This is a genomic window from Streptomyces sp. JW3 (assembly GCF_052216785.1).
Lineage (GTDB): Bacteria > Actinomycetota > Actinomycetes > Streptomycetales > Streptomycetaceae > Streptomyces.
The window spans coordinates 12104-30489 of the sequence record NZ_JBQOUX010000067.1 but is presented as its reverse complement, the minus strand read 5'-3'; the positions used below and the strand labels follow the sequence as shown (position 1 = coordinate 30489).

The 18386-nt window shown below is 72.7% G+C and carries 20 protein-coding genes and 1 pseudogene; 10 read left to right on the top strand and 11 right to left on the bottom strand.

The window, feature by feature from the left end; all coding sequences use genetic code 11:
• Positions 1–48: 48 nt before the first annotated feature.
• A pseudogene (locus ACTT8P_RS24895) lies at positions 49–363 on the bottom strand (YdcF family protein); the annotation flags it as partial.
• A 51-nt stretch (positions 364–414) separates the two neighbouring features.
• On the opposite strand from ACTT8P_RS24895, the gene ACTT8P_RS24890 reads away from it, so the two are divergent.
• The 3 genes from ACTT8P_RS24890 (at position 415) to ACTT8P_RS24880 (ending at position 2681) form a co-directional block, all read left to right on the top strand.
• Complete coding sequence (locus ACTT8P_RS24890; protein WP_442833960.1) at positions 415–969, top strand: hypothetical protein; 555 nt, start codon at positions 415–417, stop codon at positions 967–969.
• A 373-nt stretch (positions 970–1342) separates the two neighbouring features.
• Positions 1343–1606, top strand: a complete 264-nt coding sequence (locus tag ACTT8P_RS24885) for a hypothetical protein (protein WP_442833959.1) — start codon at positions 1343–1345, stop codon at positions 1604–1606.
• Complete coding sequence (locus ACTT8P_RS24880) at positions 1599–2681, top strand: ATP-grasp peptide maturase system methyltransferase (RefSeq protein ID WP_442833958.1); 1083 nt, start codon at positions 1599–1601, stop codon at positions 2679–2681. Before ACTT8P_RS24885 ends, ACTT8P_RS24880 begins: the two co-directional genes overlap by 8 nt.
• A 217-nt stretch (positions 2682–2898) precedes the next feature.
• Here ACTT8P_RS24880 and ACTT8P_RS24875 read toward each other — a convergent pair whose 3' ends face one another.
• From ACTT8P_RS24875 to ACTT8P_RS24865, 3 genes are all read right to left on the bottom strand, one after another.
• Positions 2899–3735 (bottom strand): purine-nucleoside phosphorylase, encoded by an 837-nt coding sequence (locus ACTT8P_RS24875; RefSeq protein ID WP_442833957.1) that lies wholly within the window; start codon positions 3733–3735, stop codon positions 2899–2901.
• 99 nt (positions 3736–3834) lie between these two features.
• On the bottom strand, positions 3835–4113 hold the full coding sequence (locus ACTT8P_RS24870) for a type II toxin-antitoxin system RelE family toxin (protein WP_442833956.1): 279 nt from the start codon (positions 4111–4113) through the stop codon (positions 3835–3837).
• Positions 4114–4164: 51 nt separating this feature from the next.
• Positions 4165–4602: a gamma-glutamylcyclotransferase gene (locus ACTT8P_RS24865; RefSeq protein ID WP_361162616.1), complete on the bottom strand. Its 438-nt coding sequence runs from the start codon at positions 4600–4602 to the stop codon at positions 4165–4167.
• 84 nt (positions 4603–4686) lie between these two features.
• Between ACTT8P_RS24865 and ACTT8P_RS24860 the strand changes: the two genes are divergently transcribed.
• Positions 4687–6135, top strand: a complete 1449-nt coding sequence (locus ACTT8P_RS24860; RefSeq protein WP_442833955.1) for an NAD(P)H-quinone dehydrogenase — start codon at positions 4687–4689, stop codon at positions 6133–6135.
• A 135-nt stretch (positions 6136–6270) separates the two neighbouring features.
• On the top strand, positions 6271–7275 hold the full coding sequence (locus ACTT8P_RS24855; RefSeq protein ID WP_442833954.1) for a DeoR/GlpR family DNA-binding transcription regulator: 1005 nt from the start codon (positions 6271–6273) through the stop codon (positions 7273–7275).
• A 216-nt stretch (positions 7276–7491) separates the two neighbouring features.
• Here ACTT8P_RS24855 and ACTT8P_RS24850 read toward each other — a convergent pair whose 3' ends face one another.
• Positions 7492–9264 (bottom strand): acetyl/propionyl/methylcrotonyl-CoA carboxylase subunit alpha, encoded by a 1773-nt coding sequence (locus tag ACTT8P_RS24850; protein ID WP_442833953.1) that lies wholly within the window; start codon positions 9262–9264, stop codon positions 7492–7494.
• A gap of 336 nt (positions 9265–9600) precedes the next feature.
• Between ACTT8P_RS24850 and ACTT8P_RS24845 the strand changes: the two genes are divergently transcribed.
• Positions 9601–10065, top strand: coding sequence for a hypothetical protein (locus ACTT8P_RS24845; RefSeq protein WP_442833952.1), 465 nt, complete (start codon positions 9601–9603; stop codon positions 10063–10065).
• On the opposite strand, the gene ACTT8P_RS24840 is transcribed toward ACTT8P_RS24845, so the two are convergent.
• From ACTT8P_RS24840 to ACTT8P_RS24825, 4 genes are all read right to left on the bottom strand, one after another.
• On the bottom strand, positions 10028–10651 hold the full coding sequence (locus ACTT8P_RS24840; protein WP_442833951.1) for a Maf family protein: 624 nt from the start codon (positions 10649–10651) through the stop codon (positions 10028–10030). The two genes, ACTT8P_RS24845 and ACTT8P_RS24840, sit on opposite strands and share 38 nt — an antisense overlap.
• 49 nt (positions 10652–10700) lie before the next feature.
• The gene (gene mmpB, locus ACTT8P_RS24835) at positions 10701–10829 is read right to left on the bottom strand and encodes a morphogenic membrane protein MmpB (RefSeq protein WP_442833950.1); all 129 of its coding nucleotides are present in this window, start codon (positions 10827–10829) and stop codon (positions 10701–10703) included.
• 127 nt (positions 10830–10956) lie between these two features.
• Positions 10957–11163, bottom strand: coding sequence for an acyl-CoA carboxylase subunit epsilon (locus tag ACTT8P_RS24830; protein ID WP_442833949.1), 207 nt, complete (start codon positions 11161–11163; stop codon positions 10957–10959).
• 9 nt (positions 11164–11172) lie between these two features.
• Positions 11173–12762 carry an acyl-CoA carboxylase subunit beta gene (locus tag ACTT8P_RS24825; protein WP_442833948.1) on the bottom strand — a complete coding sequence of 530 codons (1590 nt, stop codon included), beginning with the start codon at positions 12760–12762 and terminating at the stop codon, positions 11173–11175.
• Positions 12763–12873: 111 nt separating this feature from the next.
• Here ACTT8P_RS24825 and ACTT8P_RS24820 point away from each other — a divergent pair, with 111 nt between their 5' ends.
• The 4 genes from ACTT8P_RS24820 (at position 12874) to ACTT8P_RS24805 (ending at position 17007) form a co-directional block, all read left to right on the top strand.
• Positions 12874–13740 carry a biotin--[acetyl-CoA-carboxylase] ligase gene (locus ACTT8P_RS24820; RefSeq protein ID WP_442833947.1) on the top strand — a complete coding sequence of 289 codons (867 nt, stop codon included), beginning with the start codon at positions 12874–12876 and terminating at the stop codon, positions 13738–13740.
• A gap of 108 nt (positions 13741–13848) precedes the next feature.
• Complete coding sequence (locus ACTT8P_RS24815; RefSeq protein ID WP_442833946.1) at positions 13849–14970, top strand: adenylate/guanylate cyclase domain-containing protein; 1122 nt, start codon at positions 13849–13851, stop codon at positions 14968–14970.
• A 28-nt stretch (positions 14971–14998) separates the two neighbouring features.
• Entirely contained in the window at positions 14999–15799 is an 801-nt protein-coding gene (locus ACTT8P_RS24810) for an enoyl-CoA hydratase/isomerase family protein (RefSeq protein ID WP_442833945.1), read from the top strand.
• A 56-nt stretch (positions 15800–15855) separates the two neighbouring features.
• Positions 15856–17007, top strand: coding sequence for a diguanylate cyclase domain-containing protein (locus tag ACTT8P_RS24805; protein ID WP_442833944.1), 1152 nt, complete (start codon positions 15856–15858; stop codon positions 17005–17007).
• Here ACTT8P_RS24805 and ACTT8P_RS24800 read toward each other — a convergent pair.
• On the bottom strand, positions 17004–17786 hold the full coding sequence (locus tag ACTT8P_RS24800; RefSeq protein WP_442833943.1) for a hypothetical protein: 783 nt from the start codon (positions 17784–17786) through the stop codon (positions 17004–17006). The two genes, ACTT8P_RS24805 and ACTT8P_RS24800, sit on opposite strands and share 4 nt — an antisense overlap.
• Before the next feature lie 16 nt (positions 17787–17802).
• Complete coding sequence (locus tag ACTT8P_RS24795) at positions 17803–18384, bottom strand: hypothetical protein (RefSeq protein WP_442833942.1); 582 nt, start codon at positions 18382–18384, stop codon at positions 17803–17805.
• Positions 18385–18386: the final 2 nt, after the last annotated feature.

Here is an 18386-nt window from a genome sequence, read left to right as displayed (position 1 = left end):
CGGTCCAGCGCCAGCCAACCATGGCCTTGAGCCAGCCGAGCGGGAAGGGCGGCTGGTGCAGCCGTCGCGAATGAGGGATTCGTGCGCGGCACGCACGTCATCCGGGACTTCCTACGCGATGGCAAATCCAAGCCTCGGATACTCGATGACCCGCTGGAGGTCGCCGACGAGCATGTCCAGGACGAGCTTGTCACCGATGGACTTCAGATAGTCGTCGAATTCCAGCGGCTCCGACGTGATTTCGACGTCGGGCCACAGCTTGCGGGCGGTCGCGAACGACCGCCTTTCCATAGGGGGCTTGGAGACCAGCAGCGCCATCTTGGGGTGGAGGCCGGCGGCGGCGAGGACCTCGCGGGAGAGGGTGCTCAGCGCTGTTCCGATCCGTAGCCTCGCGCGGTCCCGGTCGGCTGGTGCATGATCGGCATTGAGGGTGGGCAGAGGCATGGACAGGCCCGGATCCGTCGAACCGACGGTGATCTGAGACGGCGTGAGGCGCTGGCCGACGCGGCGGCCGGTATCTCACCGGGTGAGGCCGACGTACTGGCCGAGGCCGCGCCGATCGAGCGGTTCCGCTGCGTGATCTACCTGTGCGGTGCTCCCCGAACGAACATCGCGGGACCTCGCCAGGAGTGCACGCAGTACGCGGCGGCGGTCGGGTGGGAGATCACGGACGTGATCGAGGAACGCGCCGGGCTGCTGCCACCGCAAGGGCGTGACAGGCGGCGGCAGGCCGTCGAGTGCGTCAAGCGCGGCGAGGCCGGAGCGGTGCTCACGGCGTGCCGCTCGATGATCTCGTCCGTTCCGCAGGAGTACGACAAAGTGGCGCGGGAGATCGAGAAGGCGGGGGGGGTTCCTGCACGTCAGGAACTCTGCGCGCAACGAGCGGGGGGCGGCGCGGTGACTCGGCCGGTGATGCAGCTTCCGGCGGAACTTGCCGCACTCGCGCGGGTAACCGGGGGCACGGCGTGACGTTCGCCCCGGCCATCATCCGCCCGTGGCGCGACGTATGGCCCCTCATCGCGCAGACGGACGACGGGAACCAGTGGGTGACCGGTATCCGTTGGCTGTACTGCCGACGAGAGGGCGTGCGCGTGCTGTGGGTCGGCTCCGTTATCACGCCCGGCGCAACGGGTGACGTGTACGGGTGCGGTCTGTGCATCGCGGAACTTGACCACATGGTGCGCGTTCAGTCGCACGCCCGGGACCGAATCGCCGACCGCGCCGTACAGTCCGCCGCGCTCACCGTGCCAGCGCGCACCCCCCCCCGTCGCGTGCTCTGCCCGCGGGCGGATCCCGCACGACATCACCGTAGGAAGCGACCAAGGAGGAAATGCCCGGGGTCGTGGACTGGAGAGCCGAATACCAGAACCTCACTTATGAACCGGTCGCCTGTCCGGACGGAATGCGCGAGGCGCTGGTGCGGTTCCTCGCCGCCTTCGGGCTGCACTTCGGCGCCTTCGACTTCGCCGTGCCCGCGGACGGCGCATGGTGGTTCCTGGAGTGCAACCCCAACGGCCAATGGGCGTGGCTCGAAGACGTGGCCGGACTGCCGATCACCACCGCAATCGCAGACCTGTTGGAGAACGGAGCGAGTCAGCATGAGTGAGCCCCTGCCGTCCGAACACCTACGGGCCGACCTCGCGCGGCGCCTGTCCAAGACCGGTGCTCTGCGCAGCCCGCAAGGGGAGGCGGCCGTGCTGTGCGTGCCCCGCGAGGCGTTCTTGGCGCGCGGCTGGTTCGAGTACGAGGACGGCGGCTGGTACCGGCCCGCGACCGGAGACTCCGCGGACGGACTCACGCGGATCTACGAGGACGACACCCTCGTGACGCAGGTGGCCGGGGGCGTCTTCCCCGACCAGGTCGAGGGCCGCATCGCCGCGGCCCCCACGTCGTCGTCCACCCTGCCGAGCCTGGTCGTGCGGATGCTCGAAGACCTGCGGGCGACCGACGGGACACGCATGCTGGAGATCGGCACGGGCACGGGCTTCTCCACGGCGCTGCTGTGCCATGTCGTCGGCGAGGACAACGTGACCACGGTCGAGGTCGACGCCGAGGTGTCCGCCCGTGCCGGGATCGCGCTCGCGGGCGCCGGGTACTGGCCTGCCCGGGTGGTCGGTGACGGACTGGCGGGCTACCCGGCGGGCGACCTGTACGACCGCGTGATCGCCACCTGCGGCGTGCACACCGTGCCGGCCGACTGGCTCGCGCAGACTCGGCCCGGCGGTGAGGTCCTGGTCACGGTCGGCGGATGGATGCACGCCTCCGAACTCATACGGCTCACGGTTGCCGACGACGGCACGGCCAAAGGCCCGGTTCTCGGCGGACAGGTCTCGTTCATGCCGGCCCGCCCGCACCTGCCGCCCCCGCTGGGCCTTCTGCCGAACGTCAGAGAGGGCGACGCGGCACCCGCGGAGCTGGGCGCGGATGTGCTCGACGACTGGACCGCCCGGTTCGTCGCGCAGTTCGCCGCGCCGCGTGCCCAGCGGCTCACGCTGGAACGCGACGGCCGGACGGAACACGTCGTCATCGACGTGGCGGCCGAGGCGGGGCGGCCGTCTTCCAGAATGGCGGCCGGTGGATGGTCCGGCAGGGCGGCACGGCGCGGCTGTGGGACCAGATCACCGAGCGGGTCGCACGGTGGCAGGCGGACGGGAGCCCGTCCGCCGACCGGATGCGGCTGAGTGTCGGCCCAGACGGGCAACGCCTCACGTGGACGTGACCGCCGGGCTGGCGGCCACGATGTGCCCCCCACGAACATCTGGGTCGCGCGGTGGCCACTGTCGTCACATTCCCGGACCAGGACTCGGCCAGCTGATCCCGGCCGCAGTGACGCGACTGGGCAAGGCCCGGTCGGGCCAGTGTCCCGCAGGATCGCGACGTACCCGTCGCTGACGGCACCTACAGCCGACCCAGCACCTGCGTCAGCAGCGACCCCATCCGGGCCGCCGAGTCCCGACCGGCCTGGAGTACTTCCTCGTGGTTGAGGGGCTCGCCCGTCATGCCCGCGGCGAGGTTCGTGACCAGGGAGATGCCCAGCACCTCCGCGCCCGCCTCCCGTGCCGCGATCGCCTCCAGCACCGTGGACATCCCCACCAGGTCCGCGCCGATCACCCGGGCCATCCGGATCTCCGCCGGCGTCTCGTAGTGCGGGCCGGGGAACTGGGCGTACACGCCCTCCTCCAGCGTCCCGTCGACCTCCTTGCACAGGGCCCGCAGCCGCGGCGAGTACAGGTCGGTCAGGTCCACGAAGTTCGCGCCCACGATGGGCGACGTCGCCGTCAGGTTGATGTGGTCGCTGATCAGGACCGGCTGGCCGGGACGCATGCCCTCGCGCAGACCGCCGCAGCCGTTGGTCAGGACGACCGTCTTGGCGCCGGCCGACACGGCGGTCCGCACCCCGTGCGCCACGGAGGCGACGCCGTGTCCCTCGTAGTAATGGGTGCGGCCGAGGAAGACCAGGGCGCGGCGGTTGCCGATGCGGTACGAGCGGATCTTGCCGCCGTGGCCCTCGGCGGCCGGCGGCGGGAAGCCGGGCAGCTCGGTGACCTGGAGCTCGGCGTCGGGGACGCCCAGGGCGTCCGCCGCCGGGGCCCAGCCGGAGCCCATCACGAGGGCGACGTCGTGGGTCTCGGCGCCGGTGAGCTCGCGCAGGCGGGCCGCGGCGGCGTCGGCGGCGACCCGTGGATCCTTCGGGGTGGCGCCCTGGATGTCGTCCGGAAGAAGAGATGCGTTCACGCGGATGAGAGTAGCCGGTTTGGGCCTACGCGCGTAGATGGGGGAGGTGACGGTCCTGCGATTGTTGTTTCGTTGTTTCGGTCGGCCGCCTCGAAAGGCTCACTCGTCCGTGATCAGGACGTCCTTGTCGTTGAATACCTCGACGATGAAAATCAGCAGGCGGCCACGGCTCACCGTGTACTCCACCAGGACGTTCTGGGTGAGCCGGATCGTGCGGTCGTCACCGGTGGAGCTTAGGGGCCGCGACACGGAGAGGAAGGGATCGCGGGCCAGCAACGAGATGCCCTTGTCGAAGGCGCCGCGCTGCCGGTCGTCGAGCCGGTCGCGGGCTTCGGCGGCCTGCACGGTGAAATACACGTCATACGTGGTGGGGGGCATGCGATCTCCCGGTGGTGCGTCTGTTCCCCGAGTCTAGGTTCCGGCCCGGCCTCAGCAGGGCCGTTTGCGCAGTTCCATGACGTAGTCGTGGGGCGCGCCCGCCGATTCCGCCGCGTCGGCCAGTTCGCCGAGGTAACGGGCCGAGGGCAGGCCGCCCTCGTAGGCGTTCAGGACGTACGTCCAGGCCTGCTCCTCGCCGTCCAGGGTGTGCGCCCGGACCCGGGTGCGCCGGTAGATGTCCAGGCCCGCGCCCTCCCAGCGGTCCAGCGAGTCCTCGTCCATCGGGGCGATGTCGTAGAGGGCGACGAAGACCTGGCACAGCGGGTCCTCCACGAGGGTGGCCAGCGCGCCCTCCCAGCCCAGCCGCTCGCCCCCGAAGGTCAGCCGCCACCCGTTCAGCCAGCCGGTGGCGCGCAGCGGCGAGTGCGGGGCGCGGCGGGACATCAGCCGCGCGTCGAGGTTGCCGGCGTACGCGGCGTAGAGCGACATGGGGAGAGGGTACGGGGTGTTCCGGATAACGGGGGCGCATCGGGCGGGGGCCCCGGGCGGTGCGCCGTTGAAGCGTGCGGGACAATGGAGTACGTGACTCGGATCGTGATCATCGGTGGCGGACCCGGCGGATACGAAGCGGCGCTGGTCGCCGCACAGCTCGGCGCGGAGGTGACCGTCGTCGACTGCGACGGACTGGGCGGGGCGTCGGTGCTGACCGACTGCGTGCCGTCCAAGACCCTGATCGCCACGGCCGAGGTGATGACCACCTTCGACTCCTCCTACGAGGAGCTGGGCATCATCGTCGCCGACGACACCCCGCCGCTGGAGCAGACCGCCCGGGTGGTGGGCGTCGACCTCGGCAAGGTCAACCGGCGCGTGAAGCGGCTCGCCCTCGCGCAGTCGCACGACATCACCGCCTCCGTGACCCGCGCCGGCGCGCGTGTGATGCGCGGGCGCGGGCGCCTGGAGGGGATGCAGGCGCTCGACGGGTCGCGCAAGGTCGTGGTGCGCGCCGCCGACGGCAGCGAGGAGACGCTCACCGCGGACGCCGTGCTGATCGCCACCGGCGGGCACCCGCGCGAGCTGCCCGACGCCCGCCCCGACGGCGAGCGCATCCTCAACTGGACGCAGGTGTACGACCTCGACGAGCTGCCCGAGGAGCTGATCGTGGTCGGGTCCGGTGTCACCGGTGCCGAGTTCGCCGGGGCCTACCAGGCGCTCGGGTCGCGGGTCACGCTCGTCTCCTCCCGGGACCGGGTGCTGCCGGGTGAGGACCCGGACGCCGCCGCCGTCCTCGAGGACGTCTTCCGGCGGCGCGGGATGAACGTCATGGCGCGTTCGCGGGCGCAGTCCGCGAAGCGGGTCGGGGACCGGGTGGAGGTCACCCTCGCCGACGGACGCGTCATCACCGGGTCGCACTGCCTGATGGCGGTCGGCGCCATCCCCAACACCGAGGGCATGGGTCTGGAGGAGGCCGGGGTCACGCTCAAGGAGTCCGGGCACGTCAAGACCGACAAGGTGTCCCGGACCTCCGCGCCGGGCGTCTACGCCGCCGGTGACGTGACCGGCATCTTCGCGCTCGCGTCGGTCGCCGCCATGCAGGGCCGGATCGCCATGTACCACTTCCTGGGCGACGCGGTCACCCCGCTGAACCTGAAGACCGTCTCCTCCAACGTCTTCACCGACCCCGAGATCGCCACGGTCGGCTACTCGCAGGCCGACGTGGACGCCGGCAAGATCGACGCCCGGGTGGTCAAGCTGCCGCTGCTGCGCAACCCGCGCGCCAAGATGCAGGGCATCCGGGACGGCTTCGTCAAGATCTTCTCCCGGCCGGGGACCGGGATCGTGGTCGGCGGCGTGGTGGTCGCGCCGCGCGCCTCGGAACTCATCCACCCCATCTCGATCGCCGTCGACAACAACCTGACGGTCGAGCAGATCGCGAACGCGTTCACCGTGTACCCGTCGCTCTCGGGCTCGATCGCCGAGGTGGCACGGCAGTTGCACACCCGGAAGTCCGGCGCGGAGGGCTGACCGGAGGGCTGACCGGCGGGGTGACAGCCCGTAGCGGGGCGGCTTATACCACTCCCCGTGGCGCAGTGCGAACAACTTCTGTTATTCGGCGCAAACTGCTGAAAGCAGACGGTCGCTGGGGTTACTGTCAGTTTCGTGTTCGCTGCAGAACGTCGCCAATTGATCCTCGAAATGGTGCGAGCGAACGGGGCCGTGTCGCTCCGTGAACTCGCCCGCGTCGTCCAGACCTCCGAAGTGACCGTACGGCGGGACGTGCGCGCACTGGAGGCAGAAGGACTCCTCGACCGCCGGCACGGCGGTGCGGTACTGCCGGGCGGGTTCACGCGGGAGTCCGGCTTTCCGCAGAAGTCCCATCTCGCGACCGCCGAGAAAACGGCCATCGCCGATCTCGCCGCGAGCCTCGTGGCGGAGGGCGAGGCCATCGTGGTGGGGGCGGGAACCACCACCCAGGAGCTGGCCCGCCGGCTCGCCCGGGTGCCCGGCCTGACCGTCGTCACCAACTCCCTGCTGGTGGCCCAGGCGCTCGCGCACGCCAACCGGGTGGAGGTCGTGATGACCGGCGGCACGCTGAGAGGGACCAACTACGCCCTCGTCGGCAGCGGGGCCGAGCAGTCCCTCCAGGGGCTCAGAGTGTCGAAGGCGTTCCTCTCCGGGAGCGGGCTGACCGCCGAGCGGGGGCTGTCCACCTCCAACATGCTCTCGGCGTCCGTCGACCGCGCGCTGGTGCAGGCCGCCGCCGAGGTGGTGGTCCTGGCCGACCACACCAAGCTCGGCACCGACACCATGTTCCAGACCGTGCCCACGGAAGTGATCACCCGGCTGGTGACGGACGAGCCGCCGGGTCACGACGACCGCGCCGGCACCGAACTCCAGGCCCTCGCCGACCAGGGCGTACAGATCGCCGTGGCCGGTGCCTCGGGGGGAGCGACGGGCCGGCCAGGCCCGGGGGATGAGGCCGGCCCGGGGCGCCAGCAGCGCCGGGACGTGCCACTGCCCGGCCCGCGCCGCCAGGTCCCCGGAGCGGGCCCCGGGCTGCGTTCGGCCGCGGCCCTCGGTGAACAGGGCGGTCCGGGCGGTCCGGGCGGCCCCGGCGCGGAACAGCAGGCCCGGACCCGGGTCGCGGATCTGCGGCGGCGCTGAGGCGCTTGCCGCGCGGGGGCGTGGCGTACTGGCCGTACTGCGGTACGTGCCGCACCGGCCGCTCGTACTGCGGTGGCGCGTACTGCGGTGGCGTGCCGCACCGGCCGCTCGTACTGCGGTGCGGTCCGCTGAAGTCCGTCGCGTCGCACAAGCAAGGCGCCCGGCGGACCGACCACTGCGGTCCACCGGGCGCCCGTGCGCGGCTGCGCCGCGGGGTCAGTCCTTGATCTCGCAGATCGCCGCGCCGGACGTGACCGACGCGCCGACCTCGGCGCCCAGGCCCTTGATGGTGCCGGACTTGTGGGCGTTCAGCGGCTGTTCCATCTTCATCGCTTCGAGGACGACGATCAGATCGCCCTCCTTGACCTCCTGGCCCTCCTCCACCGCGATCTTGACGATGGTGCCCTGCATCGGGGAGGCGAGGGTGTCGCCGGAGGCGGCCGGACCGGACTTCTTCGCCGCCCGGCGCTTGGGCTTGGCGCCCGCCGCGAGCCCCGTACGGGCCAGCGACATGCCCAGCGAGGTCGGCAGGGAGACCTCCAGGCGCTTGCCGCCGACCTCCACGACGACCGTCTCGCGGCCGGTCTCCTCGTCGGTGTCCGCGTCGGCGGTGGCCGTGAACGGCTTGATCTCGTTGACGAACTCCGTCTCGATCCAGCGGGTGTGGACCGTGAACGGATCGGCGGAGCCGGTCAGTTCGGGGCCGAACGCCGGGTCCCGGACCACCGCGCGGTGGAACGGGATGGCGGTGGCCATGCCCTCGACCGTGAACTCGTCCAGCGCGCGGGCGGCCCGCTGAAGGGCCTCCTTGCGGGTACGGCCGGTCACGATCAGCTTGGCCAGCAGCGAGTCCCACGCCGGGCCGATGACCGAGCCGGACTCCACGCCCGCGTCCAGCCGGACACCGGGGCCGGCCGGCGGGGCGAACGTGGTGACCGTGCCGGGCGCCGGCAGGAAGCCGCGGCCCGGGTCCTCACCGTTGATCCGGAACTCGAACGAGTGACCCCGCAGCACCGGGTCGCCGTAGCCCAGCTCCTCGCCGTCGGCGATCCGGAACATCTCGCGCACCAGGTCGATACCGGCCACCTCCTCGGTCACCGGGTGCTCCACCTGGAGGCGGGTGTTGACCTCCAGGAAGGAGATCGTGCCGTCCATGCCGACCAGGAACTCGACCGTGCCGGCGCCGACGTAGCCGGCCTCCTTCAGGATCGCCTTCGAGGACGCGTACAGCTCGTCGAGCTGGGCCTGGGACAGGAACGGCGCCGGGGCCTCCTCGACCAGCTTCTGGTGGCGGCGCTGGAGCGAGCAGTCCCGGGTGGAGACGACCACCACGTTGCCGTGGGTGTCGGCCAGGCACTGGGTCTCCACGTGCCGGGGCTTGTCCAGGTAGCGCTCCACGAAGCACTCCCCACGCCCGAAGGCCGCCACCGCCTCCCGCACCGCGGAGTCGTACAGCTCGGGCACTTCCTCCAGCGTCCGGGCCACCTTCAGACCGCGTCCGCCGCCGCCGAACGCCGCCTTGATGGCGATCGGCAGGCCGTGCTCCTCGGCGAACGCCACCACCTCGTCGGCCCCCGACACCGGGTCCGGGGTGCCCGCCACCAGCGGGGCGCCGGCCCGCTGGGCGATGTGCCGGGCGGCGACCTTGTCGCCGAGGTCGCGGATGGCGTGCGGCGGCGGGCCGATCCAGATCAGGTCCGCGTCCAGGACGGCCTGGGCGAACTCGGCGTTCTCCGACAGGAACCCGTAGCCGGGGTGGACCGCGTCCGCGCCCGACTCGCGCGCCGCCTTCAGTACCTTCTCGATGTCCAGGTAACTGCTCGCCGGGGTGTCACCGCCCAGGGCGAACGCCTCATCCGCGGCGCGGACATGCAGAGCGTCCCGGTCCGGGTCGGCGTAGACGGCCACGCTCGCGATCCCGGCGTCCCGGCACGCCCGGGCCACGCGGACAGCGATTTCGCCACGGTTGGCGATGAGCACCTTGCGCACGATTGAGGCTCCCTCCTTGAAACAAGCCGAGTTTAGGGACTGCCGACACGGGCCTTCGACCCGTCCCCAATGGTGAGCTTGCCCACACGGAGTGTGATTCGAGGCTCGCTCGACCCGCGAAAGCCCTTGTGGCATCAGGGTGCGGCGGACTCCTCCGACAAACCCTAGCCGCCCGGTGTGGTCAAGGTCTCTGTGAGAGCGTGCTGCGCGCCACTCCGTTTCTTTGTGGAGTCCCTACGAATGGACCAATGATTCTTTGCCACCGGCGCGACTCTTGTCCCTGCCTTTACCCGCTAGTAGCGTCCGCGGAGTATCGAACGTACCCGGGGTAACGAGGTGGGGATCAGCGTGCGCAGGCCGGTGGCATGGGTGGTGGCGGTCTTGCTTTTCGCCGAGGCGCTCGGCGTCGCGGCGCTCAACTGGTTCCTGGGCGTCGTCGTCGACCGCCAGGAGATGTCCCTGGCCGGGCTGGACGCGGGCGCGATGTCGGTGTCCGCGAAGATCGGCGGCCTGGTCTTCGGGCTCTACTTCGCCCTGTGCGGCCTGGTCGCGCTGCTGGTGGCGGTGCGCGACCGGCCGCCGGCCGGGCTCGGCCGGGTGCTGCTGATCAGCGCGGCGGTGGTGCACGGGCTGCTCGGCGCGCTCTGTTGGGGGCTGGTGGGGCCGGCGGCGTTCGTCTTCATGGTCCTGGTCCTCGGGCTCATCGTGCTGCTGCTGATGACCTACGACGCGCCCGAGGAACCCCTTGAGCCCCGGGACCGGGTCAGCCCCGCGCCGCCGACGGCGCCCACAACTCCGTGATCCCGACGCCCAGTTCGGCGAGCAGCCGGCGCAGCAGCGGCAGGCTGAGGCCGATCACGTTGCCGTGGTCGCCCTCGATGCCGTCGATGAACGGGGCCGAGCGGCCGTCCAGGGTGAACGCCCCGGCGACGCCCAGCGGCTCGCCCGAGGCGACGTAGGCGGCGATCTCCGCGTCGCTCGGCTCGCCGAAGCGGACCACGGTGGAGGCGGTGGCCGCGGTGTGCCGGCCGGTCGCGGTGTCCCACACGCAGTGCCCGGTCTGGAGGGTGCCGGCCCGGCCGCGCATCGCCTTCCAGCGGGCGGTGGCCTCCTCGGCGTCGGCGGGCTTGCCGAGGGCCTGGCCGTCCAGGTCGAGGACCGAGTCGCAGCCGATCACCAGCGCGCCGTGCACCTCCGGGCGGGCGGCCACGACGGACGCCTTCGCCTCGGCGAGGGCGAGGGCCAGCTCGGCCGGGGTGGGGGCGGTGACGGCGTCCTCGTCGACGCCGCTGACGATCACCTCGGGGGTGAGTCCGGCCTGCCGGAGCAGGCCCAGCCGGGCGGGGGACTGGGAGGCCAGGACGAGTCGGCGGCGCTGATCAGTCATGCGGTCAGGTTATCCACGGCGGGGGCTTCGGCTCACCCGGTGGATCGGCTCACCTCGTGTAGATCACGATCATCGCCACGATCATGGCCAGGGCCATCAGCAGGCCGAGCCGCCGGAGCATGGCCTGCGCGTCGCGCAGTTCCTCGGGGGGTTTGTCTTCGGGGTCGGACCAGAGCATGCCACCAGCGTGGGGCTTGGCGGGGGAGGGCGCCTGAGTAGGGGTACTCAAATTGGCGCCCTGTGCTGTCCTGCTGTGCGCCCACGCGGCGGAGCCGCATATTGATACAGCCCCGCGCCCCTGAAAGTCACCCCGGCCAGTACGTGCGGGTCCATGCGGTCGGGCCCGGCTGCGGCAAACGGGTCCGTGCGATCCGCGCCGGGTCGGACCAGGCGTCCCGCGCCGGCTCCGGGGGCGGTTCGGGGGCCGGGGTCGCGGCGCGGGCCTTGACCACCGCGAGGGCGGCGGCCAGTTCCTCCGGGGACGGGTTGCCCCGTACGACCTTGATGGTCACAGCGGCTCCTTACAGCGGGATGTTGCCGTGCTTCTTCGGGGGGAGGGACGCGCGCTTGGTGCGGAGCTGGCGCAGGCCGCGGACGAGGTGGGCGCGGGTGTCGGACGGGAGGATCACCGCGTCGACGTAACCGCGCTCGGCGGCCGTGTAGGGGTTGAGGAGGGTGTCCTCGTACTCCTGGATCAGGCGGGCCCGGGTCGCCTCGGGATCGGCGGCGTCGGCGATGGTGCGGCGGTGCAGGATGTTGACCGCGCCCTGCGCGCCCATCACGGCGATCTGGGCGGTCGGCCAGGCCAGGTTCAGGTCGGCGCCCAGGTGCTTGGAGCCCATCACGTCGTAGGCGCCGCCGAAGGCCTTGCGGGTGATGACCGTGATCAGGGGGACGGTCGCCTCGGCGTAGGCGTAGATCAGCTTGGCGCCGCGCCGGATGATGCCGTCGTGCTCCTGGCCGACGCCCGGCAGGAAGCCGGGGACGTCCACGAAGGTGAGGACGGGGAGGTTGAAGGCGTCGCAGGTGCGCACGAAGCGGGCCGCCTTCTCGGAGGCGGTGATGTCCAGGCAGCCGGCGAACTGCATCGGCTGGTTGGCGACCACGCCGACCGGGCGGCCCTCGACGCGGCCGAAGCCGGTGAGGATGTTCGGTGCGAACAGCGCCTGGGTCTCGAAGAACTCGGCGTCGTCCAGGACGTGTTCGATCACCGTGTGCATGTCGTACGGCTGGTTGGCCGAGTCCGGGACCAGGGTGTCCAGCTCGCGGTCCTCGTCGGTGACCTCGCAGTCGGCCTCCTCGGGGAAGGCGGGCGGCTCGGAGAGGTTGTTGGACGGCAGGTACGACAGCAGTTGCTTGACGTACTCGATGGCGTCCTTCTCGTCGCCGGCCATGTGATGCGCCACGCCGGAGGCGGTGTTGTGGGTGCGGGCGCCGCCCAGTTCCTCCATGCCGACGTCCTCGCCGGTGACCGTCTTGATGACGTCCGGGCCGGTGATGAACATGTGGGACGTCTGGTCGACCATGACGGTGAAGTCGGTGATCGCGGGGGAGTAGACCGCGCCGCCCGCGCACGGGCCGACGACCAGCGAGATCTGCGGAACGACACCGCTGGCGTGGGTGTTGCGGCGGAAGATCTCGCCGTACGCGCCGAGCGAGGCGACCCCCTCCTGGATGCGGGCGCCGCCCGAGTCGTTGATGCCGATGACCGGGCAGCCGGTCTTCAGCGCGAAGTCCATCACCTTGCAGATCTTCTGCCCGTACGTCTCCCCCAGCGCGCCGCCGAACACGGTGAAGTCCTGGGAGAAGACGGCGACCGGACGGCCGTCGACCGTGCCGTAGCCGGTGACCACGCCGTCGCCGTAGGGGCGGTTGTCGGCGAGGCCGAAGTTGCTGGAGCGGTGCCGGGCGAACTCGTCCAGCTCGACGAAGGAGCCCTCGTCGAGCAGCAGGCCGATCCGCTCACGGGCCGTCAGTTTGCCCTTGGCGTGCTGTTTCTCGACGGCGCGGGCCGAACCGGCGTGCGTGGCCTCGTCGATACGGCGGCGCAGGTCCGCGAGCTTGCCCGCGGTGGTGTGGACATCGGGCTGCTGCTCTTCCGGCTCGGACATCGGGATGCGGCTCCCTGCCTGCTCAAACGGTGGGGACGGTTGTTCTACCGCAGCGTAGTGGGGTGCCTACCGATCGGCAGTGCGGCGTTTCCCACACCTAGGGTGGCTTGCATGACTCCGCGAGATGACGCAGACCGCAACGGCAGCCGCTGGTCCGACCTGGACCGGCCGCCCCTGAACGCCACCGCCCTGCGGCGCGGACTGGTCCGCGCGGGCGGGCTGTGGCGCGAGGTGGAGGTGGTGCAGCGCACCGGGTCCACCAACTCCGACCTGGTGGCGCGGGCCGCCGACGGCCGGGCGGCGGAGGGGGCGGTCCTGATCGCGGAGGAGCAGAGCGCGGCGCGCGGGCGGCTCGACCGACGGTGGACCGCGCCGGCCCGCTCCGGTCTGTTCTTCTCCGTGCTGCTCACCCCGGCCGAGGTGCCGGTGGCCCGCTGGGGCTGGCTGCCGCTGCTCACCGGGGTCGCGGTGGCCACCGGACTGTCCCGGGCGGCCGGCGTGGACACCGCCCTGAAGTGGCCCAACGACCTCCTCGTCACCGTCGGCGGCGCGGAACGCAAGGCCGGCGGCATCCTCGCGGAACGGGCCGGCCCGCACGGCGTCGTCATCGGCGTCGGCATCAACGTCACCCTGCGCGCCGCCGAGCTGCCGGTCCCGGGGGCCGGCTCACTGCTGCTGGCCGACGCGATCAGCACCGACCGCGACACCCTGCTGCGCGCCGTACTGCGGTCGCTGGAGGAGTGGTACGGGCGCTGGCGGGCGGCCGGCGGCGACCCGGGGCCGTCGCGGCTCCAGGAGGCGTACGCCGCCGGGTGCGCGACGCTCGGCCGCACCGTTCGGGCCCAGCTGCCGGGCGACCGGGCGCTGACCGGGGAGGCGGTCGCGGTGGACGGCGACGGGCGGCTGGTGCTCGCCACCGAGGACGGTGTCCGGGAGCCGGTGGGTGCGGGGGACATCGTCCACCTGCGGCCGGCCTGAGTATGAGCGGCCTGTGAGCCGGCGGCTTGCGGGAGTGAGCTGGCCCACAGCTGTCGTAAAGTTGGGCCCGGTCGCTATCTGACCGTGGCAGATCGGAAGGCAGCAGGCGTGACCGTCGACGACACGGGCTCGGGCACGGACGGGGACGGCGAGGTGGACCCCGCCGAATCCGGCGACGACCCGCTCGCGCTCCGTCTGGAACAGCTCATCCTGGGCGCCGGGCGCCGCTACACCCCCTTCCAGGCCGCCCGCAGCGCCGGTGTCTCCATGGAACTGGCCTCCCGGTTCTGGCGGGCCATGGGCTTCGCCGACATCGGGCAGGCCAAGGCGCTCACCGAGGCCGACGTACTGGCGCTGCGGCGGCTGGCCGGTCTGGTGGAGGCCGGGCTGCTCAGCGAGGCGATGGCGGTGCAGGTGGCCCGGTCCACCGGGCAGACCACCGCTCGGTTGGCCGAATGGCAGATGGACTCCTTCCTGGAGGGCCTGACCGAGCCGCCGGAGCCCGGCATGACCCGCACCGAGGTCACCTATCCGATCGTCGAGCTGCTGCTGCCCGAGCTGGAGGAGTTCCTGGTCTACGTCTGGCGGCGGCAGCTGGCCGCGTCCGCCGGGCGGGTCGTGCAGGTCACCGACGACGAGGAGATGGTCGACCGGCGCCTCGCGGTCGGCTTCGCCGACCTGGTCGGCTTCACCCGGCTGACCCGCCGGATGGAGGAGGAGGAACTCGGCGAGCTGGTCGAGGCCTTCGAGACCACCGCCGCCGACCTGATCGCCGCGCGCGGCGGCCGGCTGGTGAAGACTCTCGGCGACGAGGTGCTGTACGCCGCCGACGACGCGGGCACCGCCGCCGAGATCGCGCTGCGGCTGATCGAGACCATGTCCGGCGACGAGACGATGCCGGAACTGCGGGTCGGCATGGCCTTCGGCACGGTCACCACCCGGATGGGCGATGTCTTCGGCACGACCGTCAACCTGGCCTCCCGGCTCACCTCGATAGCGCCCCGCGACGCCGTCCTCGTCGACACCGCCTTCGCCGAGGAGCTGATCCGCACCCGGGACGCGCCGTCCTCCGAGGCGGAGGCGGCCGAGGAGGCCGCGGCGGCGGAGAAGGCGGGCGAGGACCCGCCGGTGTACCGCTTCGGGCTCCAGCCGATGTGGCAGCGTCCGGTGCGCGGCCTCGGCGTCGTCGAGCCGTGGCTGCTGACCCGGCGGGGCGAGCCGTCGTCGTAAGTGCTGGCTGTCTCTGTGGAGGGGTGTCATGAGCGAGGAGCGGTACGGGGAGTTCGTGCTGGTACGGCGGCACGCGGACGGTCATGTCGCGGAACTCGCGCTGGACCGGCCGAAGGCCATGAACGCGGTGTCGTCCGGCATGGCCCGGGCGATCGGCGCGGCCTGCGCGGCGCTGGGCGCCGATCAGGCGGTCCGGGCGGTGGTGCTGACCTCGACCCATGAGCGGGCGTTCTGCGTCGGCGCCGACCTGAAGGAGCGCAACTCCTTCACCGACGCCGACATGCTGCGCCAGCGGCCGGTCAGCCGGGGCGCGTACACCGGCGTACTGGAGCTGCCGGTGCCCACCGTGGCGGCCGTGCACGGCTTCGCGCTGGGCGGCGGCTTCGAGCTGGCGCTGTCCTGCGACGTGATCGTCGCCGACCCTACGGCGGTGGTGGGGCTGCCCGAGGTGTCGGTCGGGGTGATTCCCGGCGGCGGCGGTACGCAGCTGCTGCCGCGCCGGGTGGGGGCGGCGCGCGCCGCCGAGCTGATCTTCAGCGCCCGCCGGGTGGCGGCGGCCGAGGCGCGTGAGCTGGGCCTGGTCGACCAGTTGGTGGACGCGGGGCAGGACCGGGACGAGGCGCTGGCGCTGGCGGCGCGGATCGCGGCCCATTCGCCGGTCGGCCTGCGCGCCGCCAAGCGGGCGCTGCGGCTCGGGCAGGGGCTGGACCTGCGGTCCGGGCTGGAGATCGAGGACGCGGCGTGGCGCACGGTGGCGTTCTCCGGGGACCGGGCGGAGGGCGTGGCGGCGTTCAACGAGAAGCGGCAGCCGCAGTGGCCCGGGGAGTAGTCACCGGCACTTGATCTCCAGCGGCGGCCTGCCCGGTATGTACCTAACCTGATGAAATGGGTGAGGACAGACGCCTCGCGGCCGTCGTCGCGCTGGCGCAGGGGATGGCCGCCGCGCACGGCCCCCGGGAGGCGTGGCGGGCGGCGGCGGTCGGCGGCTGCCGGGCGCTGGGCGGCAGCTTCGCCGCCCTGTCGGTGTGGGAACGCGAGCTGGGCCGGCTGCGGGTGCTGGTGAACGTGGGCGCGCGGGCCGCGGGCGAGGAGGAGTTCCCGGCGGACGAGTCCTACCCGGTGCACCAGTTCGCGGAGATCACCGAGTTCCTGCACGAGCGGTGGGCCGGCGGGGGCGAGCCGGACGCCTGGGTGGAGACCGCCGAGGGCCCGGCGGCGGGCCGGGCGGGCTACGTCCATCAGCGCGTCGCCGCGCTGCGCCGCCGGGGGCGCGGCTGCTGCGTGGTCGCCCCGATCGTGCTGCACGGGCGGGCGTGGGGCGAGCTGTACGTGGCCCGGCCGGTGGGGGAGCCGGTCTTCGGCCGGGCCGACGCCGACTTCGCCACCGTGCTGGCGTCCGTCGTCGCCGCCGGGATCGCGCAGACCGAGCGTCTTGAGGAGGTGCGGCGGCTGGCGTACACCGACGCGCTGACCGGGCTGGCCAACCGCCGCGCGGTCGACGCCCATCTGGACGAGGCGGTGGAACGCCATCGCCGGGACGGCGTGACCGTCAGCCTGGTGGTCTGCGACCTCAACGGGCTCAAGCGGGTCAACGACACCCACGGGCACGAGGTCGGCGACCGGCTGCTGGAACGGTTCGGCTCGGTGCTGTCGCTGTGCGGCGCGATGCTGCCGGGGGCGCTGGCGGCGCGGCTCGGCGGGGACGAGTTCTGCCTGCTCGCGGTCGGGCCGCCCGCCGACGCGGTGGTCGGGGCGGCGGAGGAACTGTGCCGCCGGGCCGCCGTGCTGGAGCTGGGCGACGGGGTGGCCTGCGGGGTGGCCTCCACCGGCGACCCGATCGGCCCGGTGCGCTCCGCCCGCCGGCTCTTCCGGCTCGCGGACGCCGCGCAGTACCGCGCCAAGGCGGACCGGGCCGGCCACCCGGTCGTCGCCGGCCGCGAGGGCCCCGACGACCCGGTCGTCCGCCTCGCCGACCAGCCGTCGGGGGAACGCGGCGACGGGGAACGGCGCCGGTTCCGGGGACGGCACGCGCCTTAGCGGCGGCGCCCGCGCAGCAGCAAGCGGCGGAAGAAGCCGGGGGCCGGCGGGTCCGGCGGGTCCGATGGGCCCGGTGGGTCCGGTGGGCCGGACGCGGCGCGTACCCGCAGGAGGTCGAGGGCGGCCCGGTGACCGAGGACGGAGGCTTCCGCGACGGGGAGCGCGGCCAGCTCGCAGCCCGGCCGGTGCCGGCGGGTGTGATGGCAGGCGGGACAGGTGTCCGCCGGTGGCGGCGGGGCGGTGGCCGGGGGCGCGCGCAGCGCGTGCGCCCGGTTGAGCGCGGCGTCGTACCCGAGCAGCGCGGCCTGCTCCACCGGCAGCGGTTCCAGGGCGCAGCCCCGCTGGTGCCGGTACTGGTGGTGGCAGCCGGGGCAGGTTGCGGCCGGCGGCGGCGGTCCCCCCGGCTGGGGCAGACCGCCGCCCTGCGCCCGCACCCGCGCGAGTGCCGCCTCGTAGCCGAGGGCGGCGGCGTCGGTCACCGGGAGCGGGGTGAGGGGGCAGCCGGGCTGGTGGGCGTGGGTGTGGTGGCAGGCGGGGCAGGCTGGCGCCGGGGGCGGCGGGGCGCCGAAGGTGTTGTCGTGGAGCAGGGCGAGCGCCGCGTCGTGACCGAGTGCGGCGGCGTCCGCCACGGTGAGCGCGGCCAGCTCGCAGCCCGTCGCGTGGGCGTGTCTGTGGTGGCAGCCCGGGCAGGAGGCCGCCGCCGGGGCGGGCCGGGCCGGCACCGCTCCAGAGCCGGGGCCGTACCCGTCGCCGCGGTCCCGCGGTCCGTCACCTGTCATACGTTTCCCCCACCTGTCATGCGTTCCCCCTGAGCAGCCGGCGCCGCCGCACCCGGCGTGTGATCCACGGATACGTGCTCCACACCGCCTCGCCCAAACCCGCGCAGGCCGCCACGGCCGCCGCCGCCCAGCGGAACGGTGTGTCCAGGGTGGTACCCGGTGCGGGTGGCACCAGAACCAGCGACACCCCCGCCCACAGCATGATCATGCCGCCGGTGTAGGCCGCGTAGGTCCGGCGGCGCCAGCCGTCCCACAGTTCGAAGTCGTGGTGCTGTTCCTCGCGCAGCAGGTCGCGGCGGTCCCTGACCTCCTCCTCCGTCCACCAGGCGGTGATGTCGGCGTACGAGTAGAGGTGCCGGCGGGCGTGGAAGCCGAACTGCACGCAGGTGACGAACAGCAGCGCGGCCAGGGTGAGGAACAGCAGCACCGGACCGGGCCAGCGGAACTTGTCGCTGTCCGCGGCGACGACCCCGATCGCGGCCACGGCGAAACCGGCGAGCAGCGGCGCGGCGACGTTGCTCACCGAGTCCACCGCGACGCCGAACCCCAGCGGGGACGGCTTGCGCCACTGCGGTGACGACGGCCGGTACGGGCTCAACG